This window comes from Sphingopyxis sp. Q841 (assembly GCF_052384365.1).
Taxonomy (GTDB): domain Bacteria; phylum Pseudomonadota; class Alphaproteobacteria; order Sphingomonadales; family Sphingomonadaceae; genus Sphingopyxis; species Sphingopyxis terrae_A.
The window spans coordinates 371,700-391,559 of sequence record NZ_JBQSUM010000002.1; the positions used below are offsets into that span (position 1 = coordinate 371,700).

Genomic DNA, 19,860 nt, shown 5'->3' on the forward strand with positions numbered 1-19,860 from the left:
GGGCAATGGCGAAGTCGTCGGGCGTGATCGCGCCGCGGGCGGAGGCCGAGGAATTCTTCCGGGCCAATCCCGACATCGATTCGATCGAGATGATCTATACCGACATGGGCGGCGTCCCGCGCGGCAAGCGGCTGCGCCAACATGAAGTGCTCGCTGTCTATGAAAGCGGACGCATGTTCCCCGGCTCGATCACCGTCGTCGACATCACTGGGCAGGACACCGTCGAAACAGGCCTTGTCTGGGAAGATGGCGACGCCGACCGATCGATGAAGCCGATCCCCGGCACCCTTGTCCGCACCCCGTGGGGCGGCGATCAGGCCGCGCAGTTCCTTGTCGATTTCTATGAACTCGACGGCACGCCGCACGACCTCGATCCCCGCCATGTGCTCGGCCGCGTGATCGACCGCTACACCGCCGACGGCCTGACCCCGGTGCTTGCAGTCGAGCTGGAATTCTACCTGCTCGACCCGCGCCGCGCGCGCGACGGGTCTGTGCGCCCCGCCCGCCCCGGCTACAGCCGCGACACGCCGCGCAATGTCGAAGTCTATGGCCTGCGTGAACTCGACGACTTTCGTCCCTTCTTCGACGCCCTCTATGCGGCGACCGACGTGCAGGGCCTGCCGCTCGAAAGCGCGATCAGCGAATTTGCGCCGGGCCAGTTCGAGCTGACGCTGCGCCACAAGCCGGACGCGCTGCGCGCCTGCGACGACGCCATCATGTACAAGCGCCTGGTCAAGGCGATCGCGCAGCAACATGGGCTCGAAGCGACCTTCATGGCCAAGCCTTTCGCCGAACAGGCAGGGAGCGGGATGCACATCCACGTCTCGGTCAACGATGCCGCGGGCGGCAATATCTTTGCGAGCGACGATCCGGAGGGCACCGATGCGCTGCGCCACGCGATCGGCGGCATGATCGGCAGCGTCGGCGACGGCTTTGCGCTCTTTGCCCCGCACGCCAACAGCTATCGCCGGTTCAAGGCGAACAGCTACGCCCCCGTAGCGCCGACGTGGGGGGTCAACAATCGCACCGTGTCCTTCCGCATCCCGGCCGGGCCGCCGCCAAGCCGGCATGTCGAGCATCGCGCCTGCGGCGCCGATGCCAATCCCTATCTCGCGGTAGCCGCCGTGCTCGCCGGCATGCATCACGGAATGACAAGCCGGACCGACCCGGGTCCGGCGGTCGTCGGCAACGGCTATGATCGCGACGCCTCGGGCGACGACAAGCCGCCGTCGAACTGGTTCGCGGCCGTCGACCGCTTCCACGCCTCGGCGCTGATGCGCGATTATCTCGGCGACCGGTTAGTCGACATGTTCAGCATCGTGAAGCGGGTCGAACAGGATCGCTATTTCGGGACGGTGCCGACGATCGACTACGACTGGTATCTGCGCAACGCATAGCGACTTGCCTGGGCCACGACGCACGAAAATGTCACGGATTCGTGTTGCGGTGCAAAAAAGCCTCTTTTCAAGCCGACATTAATGAGTCAGCTTGCGGTCACAATCAGGGAGGCCAGCCATGGATTTGAACGAACTGCTCGCGCAGGGCCGCAATCGCCGCTCGCTGCTTCAGGCGATGGGCGTCGCCGCAATCGGGATCAGCTTCGGCGGCCTCGTCGCGTGCAGCAAGGGCAGCGACAAGAAACTTGCCAACGGCGAAGAGGCCAAGCTCAACTTCTACAACTGGGACACCTATATCGGCGAAACGACGCTCGACGATTTCAAGGCGTCGACGGGCGTCGATGTCACGATGGACCTGTTCGACAGCAACGACACGCTGTTCGCGAAGTTCAAGGCGGGCAATCCCGGCTATGACGTCATCGTGCCGTCGAACGACTTTGTCGAACGCATGGCGCGCGCCGACATGCTGATGCCGCTCGATCATGCGCAGATCCCGAACATGAAGAATATCGACCCCAGCTTCCTGAACGTCGATTATGATCCGGGCCGCAAATTCTCGATGCCTTACACCTGGCTGGTTCTGGGCATCGGCTATCGCAAGTCGAAGGTGAAGACCGCGCCCGACAGCTGGAAGGTCCTGTTCGACAGCGACGAATATAAGGGCCGCATGGCCTGGCTGTCGGAGGCCGGCGACATGTTCCGCCTCTATGGCAAATATCTCGGCAAATCGGTCAATTCGCTGACGCCGGAGGATATTCAGACCATTTCGGCGATGATGATCAAGCAAAAGCCCTATGTGAAGAAATTCCACGAGGATGACGGGCAGGATCTGCTGCTCAAGGGCGACGTCGATGTCGTGCTCGAATATAATGGCGACATCGCACAGGCGATGACCGAGGATCCTGATCTCGATTTCGTTGTGCCGAAAGAAGGCAGCCAGCTCAATTCGGATACGCTGTGCATTCCGAAAGGTGCGCCGCACCCGAAGAACGCCCACGCTTTCATCAACTATATGCTCGATGCCGAGGTCGACAAGAAGATCACCGAAACGATCCTCTACCCGACCCCCAATGCCGCCGCCAAGGCACTGATGCCCGACAGCTACAAGGACAATCCGGTCATCTTCCCGCCCGCGGACGTGCTCGCCAAGTGCGAATATGCGAAGTTCAACGAAAAGCTTCAGCCACTCTACGAGGAAGCCTTTACGAAGGTGCGGGCGTCGTAACGGTCTGAAAGGGGCATCGGGGGGATGGCCGAGCAGGACTGGAAAGCGAACAAGCGGGTCTTCGCGGCGGTGTCGGTTCCGACCCTGCTGTGGACCCTCCTGTTCTTCGTCATCCCGATGGCGATCGTCTGGTTCTACAGCTTCGGCGAGAACCGCGGCCTGACCGAGATCGAATTTTCGGGAACGCTCGAAAATTACAAGCGCGCGACCGAATTTCTCTATCTGTCGATCTTCGGCAAAAGCTTCGCGGTTGCGGCGCTCGTTACGCTGATCTGCCTGATCGTCGGCTTTCCCGTGGCGATGGCGATCACCTTCGCAAGCGAGAAATGGCGGCCATGGCTGCTGCTCGGCATCATGCTGCCCTTCTGGACCAATTTGCTGATCCGCACCTACGCACTGATGATGCTACTCGGCACCCAGGGCTTTGCCAACAAGGGGCTCGGCGCGCTGTGGGACGGTGCGAGCTGGCTCAAGACGCTCGTCGGGATGCAGCCGCTTCCGACATGGGAGCCGGTGCAACTGCTCTTCAACAATTTCGCGGTCGTCTTCGGGCTGGTCTATGTCCATCTGCCCTTCATGGTGCTGCCGCTCTACGCCGCGCTTGACCGGCTCGACCGCAGCCTGATCGAGGCAAGCCTCGACCTTGGCGCCGGGCATTTCCGCACGATCATGCGCATCGTCGTGCCGCTCGCCGCGCCGGGTATCGTCGCCGGCGTGATGATCACGCTGATCCCCGCGCTCGGCGCCTATCTCACGCCGGACCTGATGGGCGGGACCGACAGCCAGATGATCGCAAACGTTATCGAACGGCAGTTCAAGAAGGCGAACGACTGGCCGTTCGGCGCTGCGCTCTCTTTCATCCTCATCTATGCGATGTTCATCCTGATCGCGCTGCAATCGATGCGGCGCAAGGTGCCGGAGGCGCGCTGATGGCGATCTTTTCCCGCACCCCGCGCGCGCCGCTCGAATATAGCCGCACCTTATGGATGCGGCTGTGGGTCGGCGCGGTCATGGTCTTTCTCTACGCGCCGCTGGTCGTGCTGATGATCTTCAGCTTCAACGACAGCAAGCGCAACGTCGTCTGGCGCGGCTTCACCTTCAAATATTATGACAAGGCCCTCGGCAACGACGTGCTGGTCGAAGCGCTCGTCAACTCGCTCACCATCGCGGCGCTCGCGACGCTTATCAGCCTGATCCTCGGCGCCGTCGCGGCGGTGATGCTCTGGCGTTTCCGCTTCCCGTTGAAGGGCGCGGTGGACGGAACGATTTCGCTGCCGATCATCGTTCCCGAAATATGCATGGGCGTCGCCTTCCTGATCTTTTTCGCCAAATGGCTCGAATGGCCGACCGACCTGATCTGGCCCTTCAATCTCGGCGCGATCATCATTGCCCACATCACCTTCTGCTTTCCGTTCGTGACGATGGTGGTGCGATCGCGCCTCGCCACCTTCAACCGCGAGCAGGAGGAAGCAGCAAAGGATCTCGGCGCCGGCGAATGGGCGGTGTTCCGCGATGTGCTGATCCCGCACATGCGCCCGGCGCTGATCGCGGGCGCGCTGCTGTCCTTCACGCTCAGCCTCGACGATTTCGTCATCACCTATTTCACCAGCGGCCCCGACACGATCACCTTCCCGGTAAAGGTCTATTCGATGGTCCGCTTCTCGGTGACGCCCGAAGTCAACGCGGCATCGACGCTGCTCATCCTCCTCACCATCCTGCTCACCGCCGTCGCGCTGAAACTTCAGGGCGTCAAAGCCATTGCGGAAACCCACTGACCATGACCGACGCGCCCAAGCCGATCATCCAGATCCAGAATATCTCCAAACGCTTCGGCAAGGTGACTGCGGTCGATAACGTCAGCCTCGACATCATGGCGGGCGAATTCTTCGTGCTGCTCGGCCCGTCGGGCTGCGGCAAGACGACGCTGTTGCGCATGATCGCCGGCTTCGAATTGCCGACCGAAGGCCATATCCTGATCGACGGGCAGGACATGGCCGGTATCCCGCCGAACAAGCGGCCGGTGAACATGGTGTTCCAGAGCTATGCCGTCTTTCCGCACATGAGCGTCGCCGACAATGTCGCCTACGGCCTCAAGATCGCTGGCGTGCGCGGCGGCGAGGTCAAGGACCGCGTTGCCGAAGCGCTCGAGCTGGTAAAGCTCGGCGGCTTCGAAGACAGGATGCCCGACCAGATGTCGGGCGGCCAGCGGCAGCGCGTCGCGCTGGCGCGCAGCCTCATCATGCGGCCGAAGGTGCTGCTTCTCGACGAACCGCTGTCCGCGCTCGACGCCAAATTGCGCGCGCAGATGCAGTTCGAGCTCGCCGATCTTCAGGATCAGGTCGGCATCACCTTCGTCACCGTGACGCACGACCAGGACGAAGCGCTGTCGATGGCGAGCCGCATCGCGGTGATCAACAAGGGCGACGTGGCGCAGCTCGCCGGGCCTTCGGACCTGTACGAATATCCCGCCAATCGCTTCGTCGCCGATTTCGTCGGTTCGGTGAACATCTTCGAAGGCAAGCTGACGCTCGACGAACCCGATCGCGCCGCGGTCGACTGCCCCGGATTGGGGCGCGTCTATCTGAATCATGGCGTGACCGGCCCGCATGGCGCCGACGTCTGGGTCGCGCTGCGGCCCGAGAAGATCTATCTGCACGTTCCGGGCGAAGGCAAAGCGGTGCGCGCCGCGGCGCAGGACGCCCCCGAGGGGCATAATTTCGCGCGCGGCACGATCAAGGGCATGAGCTATCTCGGCGATATCACCCTTTACGACATCGAACTCGAATCGGGCGCGCGGCTACGCGTGTCGCGCCCCAATCTGTCGCGCCACGACCAGGAGGATTTCACCTGGGACGACAAGGTCAGCATGCACTGGCGCGCCGACAGTCCGGTGGTTTTGCTGGGCTGACGGCAACCCTTGCACCATTGTCACCCCGGACTTGATCCGGGGTCCATGACTTCCGGCGCCGCGGTGGATCCCGGATCAAGTCCGGGATGACGAAATCAATGGGCCCTCTTGCCCGGCACGAAGTGCAGCACTCCGACGATCACGCTGCCGAGCAGCAATCCGAAGATACCGTCGCCGGTCGCCTTGATGAGCCACGTCCAAAGCCCTTCGAGCGGAAGTCCGCCCGCGACCGAATGAGCCAGCGATTCGAGCGCTTCGGCGATGCCGCCGATATGATATTCGTGCAGGCCGTGCAGCACGATCTGCCCGCCGACCCACAACATGGCGGCCGTGCCGATCGTCGCGAGCGCCGCCAGCAGACTGGGCATGAGGTTAACCAGCGCGCGCCCGATCGCCTGCCGCGCCGCCGATCCGCGCTTGGCCATATGCAGGCCGATGTCGTCCATTTTCACGATCAACCCGACCACGCCATAGACCGCGATGGTAATCAGCACCGCAACCAGCGCAAGCGTGGCGCCGCGCATCACGAGATGTTCGTCCAGCACTTCGTTGAGCGCGATCACCATGATTTCGGCCGACAGGATGAGATCGGTGCGCACCGCCCCCTTCACCATCGTCTCTTCATGATCCTTGTCGGCCACGATCTCGGCGTCCTCGGCAAGGCTCGTCTTGTCCTTCTGCAGTGCGTGGATGACCTTCTCCGCACCCTCAAAGCAGAGATAGGCGCCGCCCATCATCAACAGCGGCGTGATCGCCCAGGGCAGGAACGTCGACAGCAGCAGCAGCGCCGGCAAGATCAGCACCAGCTTGTTGAACAGCGATCCCTTGGTGATCCGCCAGATGATCGGCAATTCGCGATCGGGCGTGAAGCCGGTGACGTAACGCGGCGTCACCGCGGTATCGTCGACCACCACCCCCGCGGCCTTGGCGCCGGCCTTCGACGCCGCGGCGCCGACGTCGTCTATGCTCGCCGCAGCAACCTTGGCGATCGTGGCAACGTCATCGAGCAGCGCAAAAAGGCCGGATGGCATGGGGGTCGATCCTTTTACTGGATATATATGCCCTCAACCCGCTCGTCCTGAGCGTGTCGAAGGACCGTTCTTCTCTTCACGTCTAGAGAAGAAAACAGTGCTTCGACAAGCTCAGCACGAACGGGAATGGCAAGAAATCGCTAGAGCGCCCGCAGCTTCGGCATCACCTCGTCGAGCGATTTGCGGATGATCGTCACCATCTCGTCGATCTGTTCGGTGGTGATGACCAGCGGCGGGCACATGACCAGGCTGTCGCGGATACCGCGCACCATCAGCCCGTTCGCGATGCACGCGTCGCGCGCCATCGGGCCGGCGGTCCCTTCGGCACCGCCGAACCGCGCGCGCGTCTCCTTGTCAGCGACGATCTCGACCGCACCAAGGAGGCCGATCGAGCGCGTTTCACCGACGAGCGGATGATCGTCCAGCGGCGCAAGCGCTTTCGCCAGATGCGGACCCGTCACGCTGCCGGTGCGTTCGACCAGCCCTTCGCGTTCGATGATCTCGATATTCTTGAGCGCGACCGCCGCAGCGACCGGATGGCCCGAATAGGTAAAGCCGTGGACGAAATCGCCGCCGGTCTTGAGCACGTCGACGACATGGCTCGCCACCGCGGTCGCCGAGATCGGAAGGTAGCCCGACGAAAGCCCCTTCGCCATCGGCATCAGGTCGGGCGTGAAACCCATCGTTTCATGCCCCCACATCTTCCCGGTGCGCCCGAAGCCGCAGATGACTTCGTCGGCCACGAGCAGCAGTCCATATTTGCGCACCACCGCCTCGACCTTCGGCCAATAGCCCTTGGGCGGGATGATGACCCCGCCGGCGCCCTGAATCGGCTCGCCGATGAAGGCGGCGCAATTTTCGGGACCGACTTCCAAGATCTTGTCCTCGATCGCAGCCACGCAGGCATCGCAGAATTCCTCCTCGGTCATCCCCTGCCCTTCGCCGTAGAAATAGGGCTGGCGGACATGTTCGACACCGGGGATCGGCAGGTCGCCCTGCGCGTGCATGGCCTTCATCCCGCCGAGCGATACGCCCGCGACGGTCGAACCGTGATAGGCATTCCAGCGGCTGATGAAGACGGTCCGTTTGGGCTCGCCCTTCAGCTTCCAATAATGGCGCACCATGCGGAACACCGTGTCGTTCGCCTCGCTGCCCGAGGCGTTGAAAAAGATGTGCGGCAGGCGCCCGCCGGTGAGCTCGGCGATCTTCGCCGCGAGCGTCACCGTCGGCGGCGTCGCGGTCTTGAAAAAGGTATTATAGAAAGGCAGTTCGCGCATCTGCGCTGCCGCAGCCTCGACCAGTTCCTCGCGGCCATAGCCGACATTGACGCACCAGAGGCCCGCCATGCCATCGAGGATACGGTGGCCGTCGCCATCGACGATCGTGCAGCCTTCGGCATGGGTGATGATGCGGCTGCCGCCGAGTTTTTCGATTTCGGCCCAGTCGGCCTGCGCGGGAAGATGGTGCGCGACGTCGAGACGGCGCAGTTCGGCGATGTCGTGATTACGGGGCATGTTTCTGATCCTGAAACTCCCCTCCCGCAGGCGGGAGGGGTTGAGGGTGTGCACGCGCAAGCGCGCTCCGAAGGACGAGAGGATGGACGTTCGCCTGTGGCTCACCCCACCCCCGCCCCTCCCGCCAGCGGGAGGGGAGTTCTCCAATCAGGGCGAAAAGCTGATCCGCGCGAGATAGCGATCATATCGGGTGACGCGGCGGTTCATAGTTCGCCTCTTAGCGCGCGGCCGAGAAGGTGGAAATAGGTCTGGCTCTGATCATTGCCGTCGGTCGCCCATTCGGGGTGCCATTGCACCGCGAGCAGCGGCGCGCCGTTCGGCCGCGCGCTATAGGCCTCGACCAGCCCGTCAGGCGCGCGCGCCTCGACCGCCAGGCTGTCGGCGAGCGCACCGATGCCTTGATAATGAACCGAATTGACCTCGAGCGAGGGCGCGGCATAGGCCGACGCAAGCAGGCCGCCTTCGACGAGATCGACCTTGTGCCGATGATCGAACATCGCGTCGAAAGCGGCATCGTCGGGCGCGTGATGGTGCAGCAGTTCGTCGCTCGCCGACGTATCGCGGCGCAGCGTTCCGCCCAGCGCCACGTTGATCTCCTGAAAACCGCGGCAGATGCCGAAGAGCGGGCGCTGTGTGGTGATCGTCGCTTCGACAAGCTCGATCATCATCCGGTCGCGATCGGGATCGAACGGCCCCTCGCCTTCCGCCGGATCGCCATAGAGCGCCGGCGCGACATTCGACGGCGTTCCGGTGAGCAGCACGCCGTCGAGCCGCCCGACGATCTCGCGCGCTTGCATATGATCGGGAAGCGACGGGATGATGAGCGCCGCGCAATCTGCGTAGCGCATCGCGGCGGTCGCATAGCGGTTGATCACCGTTTGCGCGACCTCTGTCCCGACGGTGCGGTTGCAGGCGATAATACCGAGGACGGGGCGCGCGGACATGCCCCCTTGCTGCCGCGTTTTGCGTCCTCGCGCCAGCGGATTTTTTCAGCGATGCTGGCGCGCGAATGCTGCGGCGGCGCCGAAAAGGCCGGGCTGCGGGTGGGTGATCAATTTGACCGGGATCGCCGCCATGAAATTCTCGAACCGCCCCTTGGCGACGAAGCGTTCGGGGAAACCCGACCGGACGAGCTGGTCGCGGATACGCAAGCCAAGCCCCCCCGCGATCACGACGCCGCTGGCGCCCTGCGCAAGCGCAAGGTCGCCTGCAACGCTGCCGAGCGAGAGGCAGAAGCGATCCGCGGCCGCAGCCGCCAGCGCATCCTCGCCGCCTATCGCCCGGCCCCATATCGTCCTGTCGTCGAGCGGCGCAATCGGTCGCCCTTCGATCGCCGCCAGCGTTTCATAAATATCGACGATGCCAGGACCGGATACGATACGCTCTACCGACACGCGGCGATGGCGTTTGCGCAGCCGCGCGAGGATGGCGTCCTCGATGCTGTCGAGCGGCGCGAAATCGACATGTCCGCCTTCGGTCGCCTGGACGCGATAGTCGGTCCCGTCGCGCCATACATGCGCAACGCCAAGCCCGGTCCCGGGGCCGATAACGCTGACCGTTCCCATTGCGGGAAGCGGCTCGTCAGGACCTGTCAGCCGCTCGAAATACCCCGCATCGGCCTGCGCGACCGCATGGCCGACCGCCTCGAAATCATTGACCAGCGTATAGCGGTCGACATTCAGCTTCTCGCCGATCAGCGCCGGGCGAATGATCCAGGGATTGTTGGTGAAGCGAATGATCTCGCCGCGCGTCGGCCCCGCGATCGCAATGGCGACGGCGCGCGGGAGCGCACCGCCCTGCTGCCGCTCGAAATCCTGCCAGGCGGTCTGAAAGCTGGCGTGGTCTTTTGTATGCAGCGTCGTCTCGGGCCCGAGCGAGACAACGCGGCCGGCCGCCACCTCGGCGATCGCGAAACGTGCGTGCGTGCCGCCGATATCGACCGTGACGATGGCTTCGCTCATGACTCTCCCTTGCCGGTCCATCATGGCCGGATCGCGTCCGGAATGTCGCAGGCCCGGCAGCGATGCAACAGGGCATAGCTATGCACGGTCGCGCCCGCGAAGCCTGAATTTCGATGCCGAAGGGAAATGGCGCACCCGGAACGATTCGAACGTCCGACCCTCAGATTCGTAGTCTGATGCTCTATCCAGCTGAGCTACGGGTGCGTGGAGCGGTGCCTTTAGGAGCAGTCGGCGGGGCGTGCAACCCCCTATTTCGACTTTGTGACGGTTCGGCAGGTCGATTGACGGCGAATTGCGTCGAGCGAACCGATTTCCGCAGGATCCTTCAGCAGCAGGCGAATCAGCGCAATCCCGCGATCGTGGCCGACGCGCACCACCTCGGCGCCCGGCGGCACCGCCTGCCCGTCGCGCGCGACGATGATTCGATAGGGTTTTCCGCCCGCTTCGACGTCATTGCGCACGTAGGCGACGTCGGTCGCGGCATCGAAGATGCTGAGCGAAGAATAGCGCCCAGGGACCGGCACGACCATAATCTCGAGCGGCCCCGCCGCAAGGTCGAACGGACAGCTGGAATAGGCAAGATCGGGGCTCGGCCGCACGACAGGCTGGCGCGCGGGCGTCGCGAGCGGTCCCTGCGACATCTGGTTGATGCCGCCGCGGCCAAGCCGGTTCATCGCGATCTTCATCATGCCATAGGGGATGGCGGCGATGGCCGCATAGCCGACCGCGAGCGCGGCGATCAGGCCAAAAGCGAGCGGTCCGATCCAGCGGCGCATGTCAGCACCCCTCCTTGACGATCGCGGGCAGCGCGGCCGCCGATGGCGCGGCGCGGAAGTCCGCGCCCGGGTTGTACATGCGCAGCGTCAGGTCGAACGGCTGCCCCTTGATCCCGGGAAGCCAAGCGCCATCGGCGGACCGGTCGGGCGCTATGGTGACGTGCCATTCGCCCTTGTCGTCGAGCGGGACACTGGCGCCATTGACCGACCAGATATTCGCGGGATTGGCGACCAGATAGCCTTTGGCATCATAAACGGTCACGCTCCACCAGCGCGCATCGAGCGGCTTTCCCGACAGACGGTAGCGGCAATTGCCGTCAAGCCGCGCGCCCGAGGCGTCGGTGCGCGCCATCCAGTAGAGCGTCTCCTTTGCCGGCAGCGCGAGCAGCCCCGACCGCGCGACCATCGCGCGCGTCAGCGGATCGGTCGCCTTCGTCCCATAGCCGAGCGAGGTCGTCCACGGGCCGTTGCGGATCGCGCCATCGCCGAGCCCGCCACGGGTCAGACCCCAGGCGCCGCCAAGCCCCACCGCTATCCCGCCCACCAGGGTGATCGCATAGCGGTGCCAGCTCTTCATGGCGTTATCCCCTCTTCAGCGCCGCCTGTGCCGCTGCCAGACGTGCGATGGGCACACGGTAGGGCGAGGCGCTGACATAGTCGAGCCTGGTCTGTTCGCAGAAGTGGATGCTCGGTGCATCACCGCCATGCTCGCCGCAAATGCCCATCTTGATCCCCGCGCGGGCACCACGGCCGCGCTTGGCGGCGATCTCGATCAGCTGTCCGACGCCTTCGACGTCAAGGCTGACGAACGGATCGGTCAGGAAGATGCCCTTGTCGACATATTGCGTCAGGAAGCGGCTGGCGTCGTCGCGGCTGATACCGATCGTCGTCTGGGTCAGGTCATTGGTGCCGAAGCTGAAGAATTCGGCCGTTTCCGCGATTTCGCCCGCCATCAGCGCGGCGCGCGGCAGCTCGATCATCGTGCCGACAAGATAGGCGATCTCGCGCCCCTTTTCGGCGAACACCGCCTTTGCCTGCGCGTCAACGACCGCCTTCATCAGATCGAATTCGCGGCGCGTCGCGACCAGCGGGATCATCACCTCGGGGATCGGCGCCGCGCCGGTTTCGGCGGCGACGTCGCACGCCGCCTCGAAGATCGCGCGCGCCTGCATCTCGTAGATTTCGGGGTAAGTGACGCCAAGGCGGCAACCGCGGTGGCCGAGCATCGGATTGAATTCATGGAGTTCGTTCGCCCGCGCCTTCAGCGCCTCGACCCCCACCCCTGCCGCGGCGGCGACATCGGCAAAATCCTCCTCGCGCGTCGGCAGGAATTCGTGCAGCGGCGGGTCGAGCAGCCGGATCGTGACCGGCAGCCCCGCCATCACGCCGAAGATTGCGGCAAAGTCGCCGCGCTGTTCGGGCAGCAGCTTGGCGAGCGCGGCGCGGCGGCCGTCCTCGCTGTCGGCCAGGATCATCTCGCGCACCGCGGTGATCCGCGCGGCGTCGAAGAACATATGCTCGGTGCGGCAAAGTCCGATACCCTCGGCGCCGAAATCGCGCGCGACCTGCGCGTCGGCGGGGGTTTCGGCGTTGGTGCGCACCTTCATGCGGCGCACCTTGTCGGCCCAGCCCATCAGCGTGCCGAAATCGCCGACCAGCTCGGGCTGGAGCGTCGGAACCTCGCCCGCCATCACTTCGCCGGTCGACCCGTCGAGCGTGATGACATCGCCTTCGCGAAGCTCGCGCCCCGCGACGCGCAGCACGCGCGCATTGCCGTCGATCGCCAGCCCGCCGGCGCCCGAGACGCAGGGGCGCCCCATGCCGCGCGCAACCACCGCCGCGTGGCTCGTCATCCCGCCGCGCGCGGTCAGGATGCCCTTGGCGGCGTGCATGCCGTGGATATCCTCAGGCGACGTCTCGACGCGGACGAGGATCACCGCCTCGCCCATGCCAGCGGCCTTTTCGGCGCTGTCGGCGTCGAACATGATCTTGCCCGACGCGGCGCCGGGGCTGGCGGGCAGCCCCTTGGTCAGAACGTCGCGCGGCGCCTTGGGATCGAGCGTCGGGTGGAGCAGTTGGTCGAGCGCGCCAGGATCGACACGGCCGACCGCTTCCTCTTCGGAAATCAGCCCTTCGGCCGCCATTTCGACCGCGATGCGCAGCGCCGCCTTGGCCGTGCGCTTGCCGCTGCGCGTCTGCAGCATCCACAGCGTTCCGCGTTCGACGGTGAATTCGATATCCTGCATGTCGCGGTAATGGGTTTCGAGCGTGTCGAAGACGCGGCCCAGTTCCCCGAAGGTTTCGGGCATCGCCTCTTCCATCGACAGCGGCTTGGCCCCCGCCTTTTCGCGCGCGATTTTCGTCAGATACTGCGGGGTGCGGATGCCGGCGACGACGTCCTCTCCCTGCGCGTTGATCAGCCATTCGCCGTACCAGGCGCGCTCGCCCGTCGCGGGGTCGCGCGTGAACGCCACACCGGTCGCCGAGGTGTCGCCCATATTGCCGAACACCATTGCCTGCACATTGACCGCGGTGCCCCATTCGCCGGGAATGCTGTTCAGGCGGCGATAGACTTTCGCCCGGTCGCTTTCCCAGCTCGCAAAGACGGCGCCGATCGCGCCCCACAGCTGGTCCTTCGGTTCCTGCGGAAAGGGTGCGCCGGTCTCGCGCTCGACGATCGCCTGATATTCCTTGACCAGCGCCTGCCAGTCTTCAGCCGACATCTCCGTGTCGAGGAAAAAGCCCTTGTCTTCCTTGGCGATTTCCAGCGCTTCCTCGAACTCGGCATGGTCCAGGCCCATGACGACGTCGGCGTACATCTGGATGAAGCGGCGATAGCTGTCCCACGCGAAACGCGGGTCGCCCGAGGCTTCGGAAAGCCCCGCGACGGTCGCATCGTTGAGCCCGAGGTTGAGGACGGTGTCCATCATCCCCGGCATCGACACGCGCGCGCCCGACCGGACCGAAACGAGCAGCGGGTTCGCCGCGTCGCCGAAACGCTTGCCGGTGATCCCCTCGATATGCGCGATGCCGCTTTCGACGTCGGCGGTCAGCCCGTCGGGAAACGCTTCGCCATTGGCGTAATAGGCGGTGCAGACGTCGGTGGTGATCGTAAAGCCCGGCGGGACCGGCAGGCCGATCGACGCCATTTCGGCAAGATTCGATCCCTTGCCGCCCAGCAATTCCTTCGAACGCTCGGCCGTCGTGGCCGCGCCGCCGAACAAATGCACCATCTTCGTCATGTCTTACTCCTGCTGCCCCGGGGAGGAGGTCGCGGCTGGATAGGTATGCAATCGCGGTTGGTCGATTCAGTTTTACTTCGTTCGTTATAAGCTCTGGCGGATAGCTGGCGCGTCAGCCCTCGATCTTCGAGAAATCGGCAACGCCATGCACCGCGCCGGTAAATCGCGCGAGCAGGCCGAGCCGATAGGCGCGCACCGCTTCATCGGGATCGTTGATCATCACGCCGTCGAAAAAGGCGTCGATCGGCGCGCGCAGGCTGGCGAGCGCCGCCATAGCGTCGGTAAAGCGTTCGTCAGCGACCGCAGCGGACGCCGCGGGCTCGGCCACGTCGAGCGCGGCGAGCAATGCCGCGTCGGCTTCGGTCGGCGGCGTCGTGGCGGCGGTACCCCTCACCTCGCCCGCCTGCTTCAGGATATTCGCCGCACGCTTGTAACCCGCGAGCAGGTTGCTGCCGTCTTCGGTCGCCATGAAGGCTTGGAGCGCTTTCACGCGAGCGAGCAGGCGGACGAGATCGTCCTCGCCGCCAAGCGCGAACACCGCGTCGATCAGGTCGTGGCGGACGCCGGCTTCGCGTTGCTGGACCTTGAGGCGGTCGGCGAAGAAATCAATAACGCCAACACCGGCCTCCCGGGCATCGATTGGCTTGCCATTATACTCGCCCGCAGCATCAAGCAGCTGCTTTACGGCAGCGATTGCCGACAAGCCCACTGCGGCCTGCCCAACTAGGTGGCTCAGTCGCACCCGGATTCCGTTCGCTAAGATTAGCGAGATAGTACCGAGTGCCGAGCGGCGAAGGGCAAAAGGATCCTTTGATCCGGTGGGTTTTTCGCTGATCGCAAAGAAGGCAGAAATCGTATCCAGCTTGTCTGCCAGCGCCACAGCCACCGTCACCGGCGCGGTCGGCACGTCGTCACCCTGCCCGACCGGCTTGTAATGATCGCGAATTGCGTCGGCGACCGCGTCGGGCAGGCCTTGGGCGCGGGCGTAATAGCCGCCCATCAGGCCCTGCAATTCGGGGAATTCGCCGACCATTTCGGTGACGAGGTCGGCCTTCGCCAGCCGCGCGGCAAGTTCAGCCTGGTCGGCCAACTCCCCCGTCGCCCCCGCGGAGGCGGGGGCCGTTGCGTTTGGCGCATTACCTACAGCGGCTCCCGCCTTCGCGGGGGCGACGATTCCTTCCTCGACCAGCCAGCGCGCCAGCTTCGCGACGCGTTCTACCTTGTCGGCAACCGTGCCGAGCTTTTCGTGGAAGGTGATGTTCGCCAGCTTCTCGGCGTGCTGCGCGAGCGTCTTTTTCTGGTCCTGTTCCCAGAAGAAGCGCGCGTCCGAAAGCCGCGCCGCCAGTACCTTACGATTGCCCGCAACGATCTCCGCGCCGCCGTCCTTGGCGTCGATATTCGCGGTGCAGACGAAGCCGTTGGCAAGCTTGCCGTCGGCGCCGTTCACGACGAAATATTTCTGGTTCACGCGCGCGGTCAGCTGAATGACCTCGGGCGGCACCTCCAGGAACGCTTCGTCGAAGCGGCCGAGCAGCGGCACCGGCCATTCGGTGAGGCCGGCATTCTCGATCACCAGCGCCTCGTCCTCGACAAGGCTCAGCCCGGCGTCGGCCGCGGCTTTCGCAGCACCTTCGCGAACGATCGCCTGCCGCTCCTCATGGTCGACGATGACGTGGCACGCGCGCAGCTTTTCGGCATAATCCGCCGCCGAGCCGATGGTGATTTCGCCGGGGCAATGAAAGCGGTGGCCGCGCGTCACGAAACCGCTGGCGATCCCGCCTATCTCGCACGGCACAAGCTCGTCGCCGAAGATCGCGACGATCCCAGACAGCGGGCGGACCCAGCGCAGGCTTTCGCTGCTCGCGCTTTCCTTCCCCCAGCGCATCGACTTGGGCCAGGCAAAGCCGCGAACGATCGCGGGGATCGCCTCGGCGAGCACTTCGGTCGTCGCACGGCCGGGCTTGTCGATGACGGCGAACCACACGCCGTCGCGGTCTTCGAGCTGATCCTGCGTCAGCCCGGTCTTGCGCAAAAAGCCTTCGAGCGCCTGCGGCGGCGCGCTGCTGCGCGGGCCCTTGAGCTCCTCGCTGACCGCAGCGGTCGCTTGCGGAAGCCCCCTGGCGATCAGCGCAAGGCGGCGCGGGGTCGACCAGATGGTCAGATCGCCGACATCGATGCCCGCTGCCGCCATCTGCGCGCGGAACAGCTTTTCCAGCTCGGCGCGCGCACCCGCCTGCATCCGCGCCGGGATTTCCTCGCTGCGCAGTTCGAGAAGAAAATCGGTCACAGCGTCCACCCCGGATATTTTTCGGTCCATCGTTCCGACTGACTATCGATCCACGCCTTGCAGCTTCCCTTCGCAAGATCGCGGACGCGCGCCATATAGTTGGCGCGTTCCTGCACGCTGATCACGCCGCGCGCTTGCAAGAGGTTGAACAAATGGCTCGCCTCGATCGCCTGGTCATAGGCGGCGAGCGGAACATTCGCCGCGATCGCACGCTTGCATTCGTCTTCGGCCGCCTTGAAGCCCGCGAACAGCGTATCGGTATCGGCAACCTCGAAATTCCATTTCGAGAATTGGCGCTCGTTTTCGAGGAAGACGTCGCCATAGCTCAAACCCGGCACGTCGCCGACGGGGTCGGAGAAGCGCAGGTCGTACACATTGTCGACATTCTGGATATACATGGCGAGGCGTTCGAGCCCGTAGGTCAGCTCGCCCGCAACCGGTTTACAGTCGAAGCCGCCCATCTGCTGAAAATAGGTGAACTGGGTGACTTCCATCCCGTCGCACCAGACTTCCCAGCCCAGCCCCCATGCGCCAAGCGTCGGCGATTCCCAGTCATCCTCGACGAAACGGATGTCGTGGAGCAGCGGATCGATGCCGATCGCCGCAAGGCTGCCGAGATATTGCTCCTGCAGGTCGGCGGGCGACGGTTTCAGGATCACCTGATATTGATAATAATGCTGAAGGCGGTTCGGGTTCTCGCCATAGCGGCCATCGGTAGGCCGGCGGCTCGGCTGGACATAGGCGACATTCCACGGCTCCGGCCCCAGACTGCGCAGCGTCGTCGCCGGGTGAAACGTCCCCGCGCCCACCCGCATGTCATAAGGCTGCAGGATCGCACAGCCCCGCGCGCTCCAATAATCGTGAAGCGTCAGGATCATGTCCTGAAAGCTGAGTGGTTTCTTTTCTGCCGTATCGGCCACGAGTCCACATCTTTCGCAGGTGCAACAATCGCCGCCGCCCTTGGCGCAGCGGGCGCGCAGGGTCAAGGCTCGGTACCATTTGGTCGACGATCAAATCGCGCGCCCTGTCACGGTCACAAAACTTTTTGTCATGTTTTGTTGACATGGTCAGCGAATTGCGACATATAGTCATGCATACCTGACATGAAGACAGGTTGACGTGACCAGGACATGATCCAAGGAGACCCATTATGATCGCTCGCACCATCATCCTCGCCCTCTCGCTCGCTCTGGTCGGCACGCCCGCGCTCGCCGCGACCGCCGATGAAGCGCCCACCGCCACCGTCCGCATCCACGACCTCAAGCTGACGAGCGCCAAGGGGCGCGAGCGGCTGGAATCGCGCGTTCACAGCGCTGCCCGCCAGATTTGCGCTACCTCGGCTCGCGGTCTTGCCGCGCGCAATTCGGAAAATGCCTGCATGGCGACTGCCCTCGCCGCCGCAAAGCCGCAGATTGAACGCGCCATTGCCCGCGCCGACGGCGGTACCCAGCTGGCGCTGCTGATGATCAAGCCCGGCCGCTGATCCCCTCCTTCGGGCTTCGTCCGCGTCGATGCTCCCCGGTGTCGGCAGGCGACTTGAGCTGGAGCGCGGCCGACGCGGCGGCGCTCCAGCCTCTTGATCCCGAAAATCCCGGCGGCCAAGCATCGCGTTTCGATCGGCTGACAAAAGGATAGCGATTGTGACTATATGCAGGCCCGAAGGGATCCTATTGGCGAGGCGCCGATGAACAACAAACTGAAAGTCCTCCGCGCAATGCGCAATTGGAGCCAAGCCGAACTGGCCGACCGGCTCGACGTGTCGCGGCAGGCAGTAAATGCAATCGAGACAGGGAAATACGACCCGTCTTTACCGCTCGCTTTCAAGCTGGCCCGACTATTCGAAATGCCGATCGAAGACATTTTCGACGACGGCTTTGCAGGACAGGAATGATGACGAACATGCCGAAGGAACGCCGCGCCGGTCCCGGTTATCTGTGGCCGGTTGCCATCATCATGATAGCCGGAGCCGTTGCTGGCGCTTTCGCCGGTTATAGCGACGGCCTGGCCGAAACCGGCGGCCAGCCGTTGCCGATATGGGCGGGCCCGGTGGCGGCGCTCGTCCTCGCACTGGCCGGCATGGCGCTCTATATCCGCCTGAACCGCGAAGCCTGGGCCGGCTGGTCGCCGCGCAAGCGCCTCTATTGGGTGACGATGGTCGCGTCGATGAGCCTTGGCGCGGGGGTTGCGCTGACGCTCCAGGTTGCGCAGGGGTCGGGCGATCTGGCGAGCAATGCGCCCTTGACCCCTGCAACCGCGATCATCGTCTCGGCGATCTGGGTTGTCGGGATGAGCGTCGCCAGCCTATTCTATTTCCGCGCAGTCGACGATCATGAACGCCACGCCTATTATCTGGGAAGCGTCGCCGGCTTCCATGCCTTTGTGATCGCCTGCCCCGTGTGGTGGGTCGCCGCCCGAGCGAGCCTCGCGCCGCCGGTCGATGCCATGGCGCTCTTTGTCCTGACGCTCGCCGTCAACCTGATCGTCTATCTCTGGTTCAAATATCGCTGATTATCAGCGAACCTCTTGCCCCTCCCCTTTTTGAAACGAAAGCAGGCCCGATGACCTCCTTCTTCCGCAAACTGGCGCTCAGCTGCGCGATCATTCCCCTCGCCCAATGCGCGGTCGTGCCGGGACACAATAGCGCCGCGGCGCAGGATGCCACCGCGCCCGCCGCGGCAACGACGACCGCGATCAAACCCGCGCTGTGGGCAGTGAAGGACGACGACACCACCGTCTATCTGTTCGGCACCGTGCATGTGCTGAAGCCCGGATTGAGCTGGTTCGACGGCGCCGTGAAAGACGCGTTCGACAAATCGGACGAACTCAAACTCGAACTCGTGCTGCCCGAAGATCAGAATGAGGTGGCGAAGGAAACCATGGCGCTGGCATTGGACCAGAGCGGAACGGCGCTTTCGTCGCGGCTCGATCCGGAAGCGCTTGCGGCCTATCAGGCGGCGATGACCAGCCTGGGCCTGCCGCCCGCCAGCTTCGACGGCTTCAAGCCGTGGTTTGCGGGGATCACCCTGTCGGTGCTGCCGCTGACCAAAATGGGCTACAACCCCGAAGAGGGCGCCGAAAAGCAGTTGAGCAATGCGGCAAAGGCGGCCGCCAAGCCGATCTCCGGGTTCGAAACGCTCAGCGAACAGCTCGGCTTTTTCGATGCCCTGCCCATGTCCAGCCAGATCGCCTTCCTCAACGTCATGGTCAACGATCTCGACAAGCTGGGGCCGCAGCTCGACACGATGGTCGGGCAATGGGGGGCCGGCGATCCGGCTGCGCTCGCCGAAACGATGAACGAGGGGCTTGCCGAAACGCCCGACGTCGCCAAGACGTTGCTGTGGGCTCGCAACGCGCGCTGGGCCGAACAGATCGAGGCGCGCATGGCGCAGCCGGGCACGGTTTTCGTCGCAGTCGGCGCGGGCCATCTGGCGGGAGCAAAGAGCGTGCAGGATTATCTCAAGGAGCGCGGGTTGAAGGTGACGCGCATCCAGTGAGGCAGCGGGGCGCCCTTGCCTTTCG

The 19,860-nt window shown here is 64.2% G+C and carries 18 protein-coding genes and 1 tRNA gene; 9 read left to right on the forward strand and 10 right to left on the reverse strand.

Annotated elements, in window-relative coordinates; all coding sequences use genetic code 11:
• The first annotated feature begins 5 nt into the window (after positions 1–5).
• The 5 genes from ACT17R_RS12190 to ACT17R_RS12210 all read left to right on the forward strand — a co-directional run bounded on the left by ACT17R_RS12190 (position 6) and on the right by ACT17R_RS12210 (position 5,530).
• Positions 6–1,397, forward strand: coding sequence for a glutamine synthetase family protein (locus tag ACT17R_RS12190; RefSeq protein ID WP_444809518.1), 1,392 nt, complete (start codon positions 6–8; stop codon positions 1,395–1,397).
• Positions 1,398–1,515: 118 nt separating this feature from the next.
• On the forward strand, positions 1,516–2,622 hold the full coding sequence (locus tag ACT17R_RS12195) for an ABC transporter substrate-binding protein (protein WP_234180159.1): 1,107 nt from the start codon (positions 1,516–1,518) through the stop codon (positions 2,620–2,622).
• Positions 2,623–2,646: 24 nt separating this feature from the next.
• Positions 2,647–3,552, forward strand: coding sequence for an ABC transporter permease (locus tag ACT17R_RS12200; RefSeq protein WP_062766636.1), 906 nt, complete (start codon positions 2,647–2,649; stop codon positions 3,550–3,552).
• On the forward strand, positions 3,552–4,397 hold the full coding sequence (locus ACT17R_RS12205) for an ABC transporter permease (protein WP_058813279.1): 846 nt from the start codon (positions 3,552–3,554) through the stop codon (positions 4,395–4,397). The genes ACT17R_RS12200 and ACT17R_RS12205 overlap by 1 nt, the downstream gene beginning before the upstream one ends.
• Before the next feature lie 2 nt (positions 4,398–4,399).
• A complete protein-coding gene (locus ACT17R_RS12210; RefSeq protein ID WP_263588443.1) occupies positions 4,400–5,530 on the forward strand; it encodes an ABC transporter ATP-binding protein in 1,131 nt (376 codons plus the stop codon).
• Between the two features lie 95 nt (positions 5,531–5,625).
• On the opposite strand, the gene ACT17R_RS12215 is transcribed toward ACT17R_RS12210, so the two are convergent.
• The 10 genes from ACT17R_RS12215 to ACT17R_RS12260 form a co-directional block, all read right to left on the reverse strand.
• Entirely contained in the window at positions 5,626–6,561 is a 936-nt protein-coding gene (locus tag ACT17R_RS12215) for a DUF808 domain-containing protein (protein WP_234180153.1), read from the reverse strand.
• Positions 6,562–6,701: 140 nt separating this feature from the next.
• Positions 6,702–8,075, reverse strand: a complete 1,374-nt coding sequence (locus ACT17R_RS12220) for an aspartate aminotransferase family protein (RefSeq protein WP_444809519.1) — start codon at positions 8,073–8,075, stop codon at positions 6,702–6,704.
• Between the two features lie 203 nt (positions 8,076–8,278).
• Positions 8,279–9,019 (reverse strand): gamma-glutamyl-gamma-aminobutyrate hydrolase family protein, encoded by a 741-nt coding sequence (locus ACT17R_RS12225; protein ID WP_234180149.1) that lies wholly within the window; start codon positions 9,017–9,019, stop codon positions 8,279–8,281.
• A gap of 45 nt (positions 9,020–9,064) precedes the next feature.
• The gene (locus ACT17R_RS12230; RefSeq protein WP_234180147.1) at positions 9,065–10,036 is read right to left on the reverse strand and encodes a glucokinase; all 972 of its coding nucleotides are present in this window, start codon (positions 10,034–10,036) and stop codon (positions 9,065–9,067) included.
• A gap of 127 nt (positions 10,037–10,163) precedes the next feature.
• Positions 10,164–10,240 (reverse strand) — tRNA-Arg (locus tag ACT17R_RS12235).
• Between the two features lie 44 nt (positions 10,241–10,284).
• Entirely contained in the window at positions 10,285–10,812 is a 528-nt protein-coding gene (locus ACT17R_RS12240) for a DUF1254 domain-containing protein (protein ID WP_444809520.1), read from the reverse strand.
• Between the two features lies 1 nt (position 10,813).
• Positions 10,814–11,389: a DUF1214 domain-containing protein gene (locus ACT17R_RS12245; protein ID WP_234180143.1), complete on the reverse strand. Its 576-nt coding sequence runs from the start codon at positions 11,387–11,389 to the stop codon at positions 10,814–10,816.
• Positions 11,390–11,393: 4 nt separating this feature from the next.
• On the reverse strand, positions 11,394–14,054 hold the full coding sequence (gene ppdK / locus ACT17R_RS12250) for a pyruvate, phosphate dikinase (protein ID WP_263588418.1): 2,661 nt from the start codon (positions 14,052–14,054) through the stop codon (positions 11,394–11,396).
• Positions 14,055–14,166: 112 nt separating this feature from the next.
• Positions 14,167–16,341, reverse strand: a complete 2,175-nt coding sequence (gene glyS / locus ACT17R_RS12255) for a glycine--tRNA ligase subunit beta (protein WP_444809521.1) — start codon at positions 16,339–16,341, stop codon at positions 14,167–14,169.
• The gene (locus ACT17R_RS12260) at positions 16,338–17,219 is read right to left on the reverse strand and encodes a glycine--tRNA ligase subunit alpha (RefSeq protein WP_234180357.1); all 882 of its coding nucleotides are present in this window, start codon (positions 17,217–17,219) and stop codon (positions 16,338–16,340) included. The genes glyS and ACT17R_RS12260 overlap by 4 nt, the downstream gene beginning before the upstream one ends.
• Before the next feature lie 272 nt (positions 17,220–17,491).
• On the opposite strand from ACT17R_RS12260, the gene ACT17R_RS12265 reads away from it, so the two are divergent.
• The 4 genes from ACT17R_RS12265 (at position 17,492) to ACT17R_RS12280 (ending at position 19,835) form a co-directional block, all read left to right on the forward strand.
• Positions 17,492–17,824, forward strand: a complete 333-nt coding sequence (locus ACT17R_RS12265; RefSeq protein ID WP_234180137.1) for a UrcA family protein — start codon at positions 17,492–17,494, stop codon at positions 17,822–17,824.
• A gap of 201 nt (positions 17,825–18,025) precedes the next feature.
• Positions 18,026–18,232: a helix-turn-helix transcriptional regulator gene (locus tag ACT17R_RS12270; protein ID WP_062766601.1), complete on the forward strand. Its 207-nt coding sequence runs from the start codon at positions 18,026–18,028 to the stop codon at positions 18,230–18,232.
• Positions 18,229–18,849, forward strand: coding sequence for a hypothetical protein (locus ACT17R_RS12275; protein WP_444809522.1), 621 nt, complete (start codon positions 18,229–18,231; stop codon positions 18,847–18,849). The genes ACT17R_RS12270 and ACT17R_RS12275 overlap by 4 nt, the downstream gene beginning before the upstream one ends.
• 50 nt (positions 18,850–18,899) lie before the next feature.
• Positions 18,900–19,835 (forward strand): TraB/GumN family protein, encoded by a 936-nt coding sequence (locus ACT17R_RS12280; RefSeq protein ID WP_234180133.1) that lies wholly within the window; start codon positions 18,900–18,902, stop codon positions 19,833–19,835.
• The last annotated feature ends 25 nt before the right edge of the window (positions 19,836–19,860 follow it).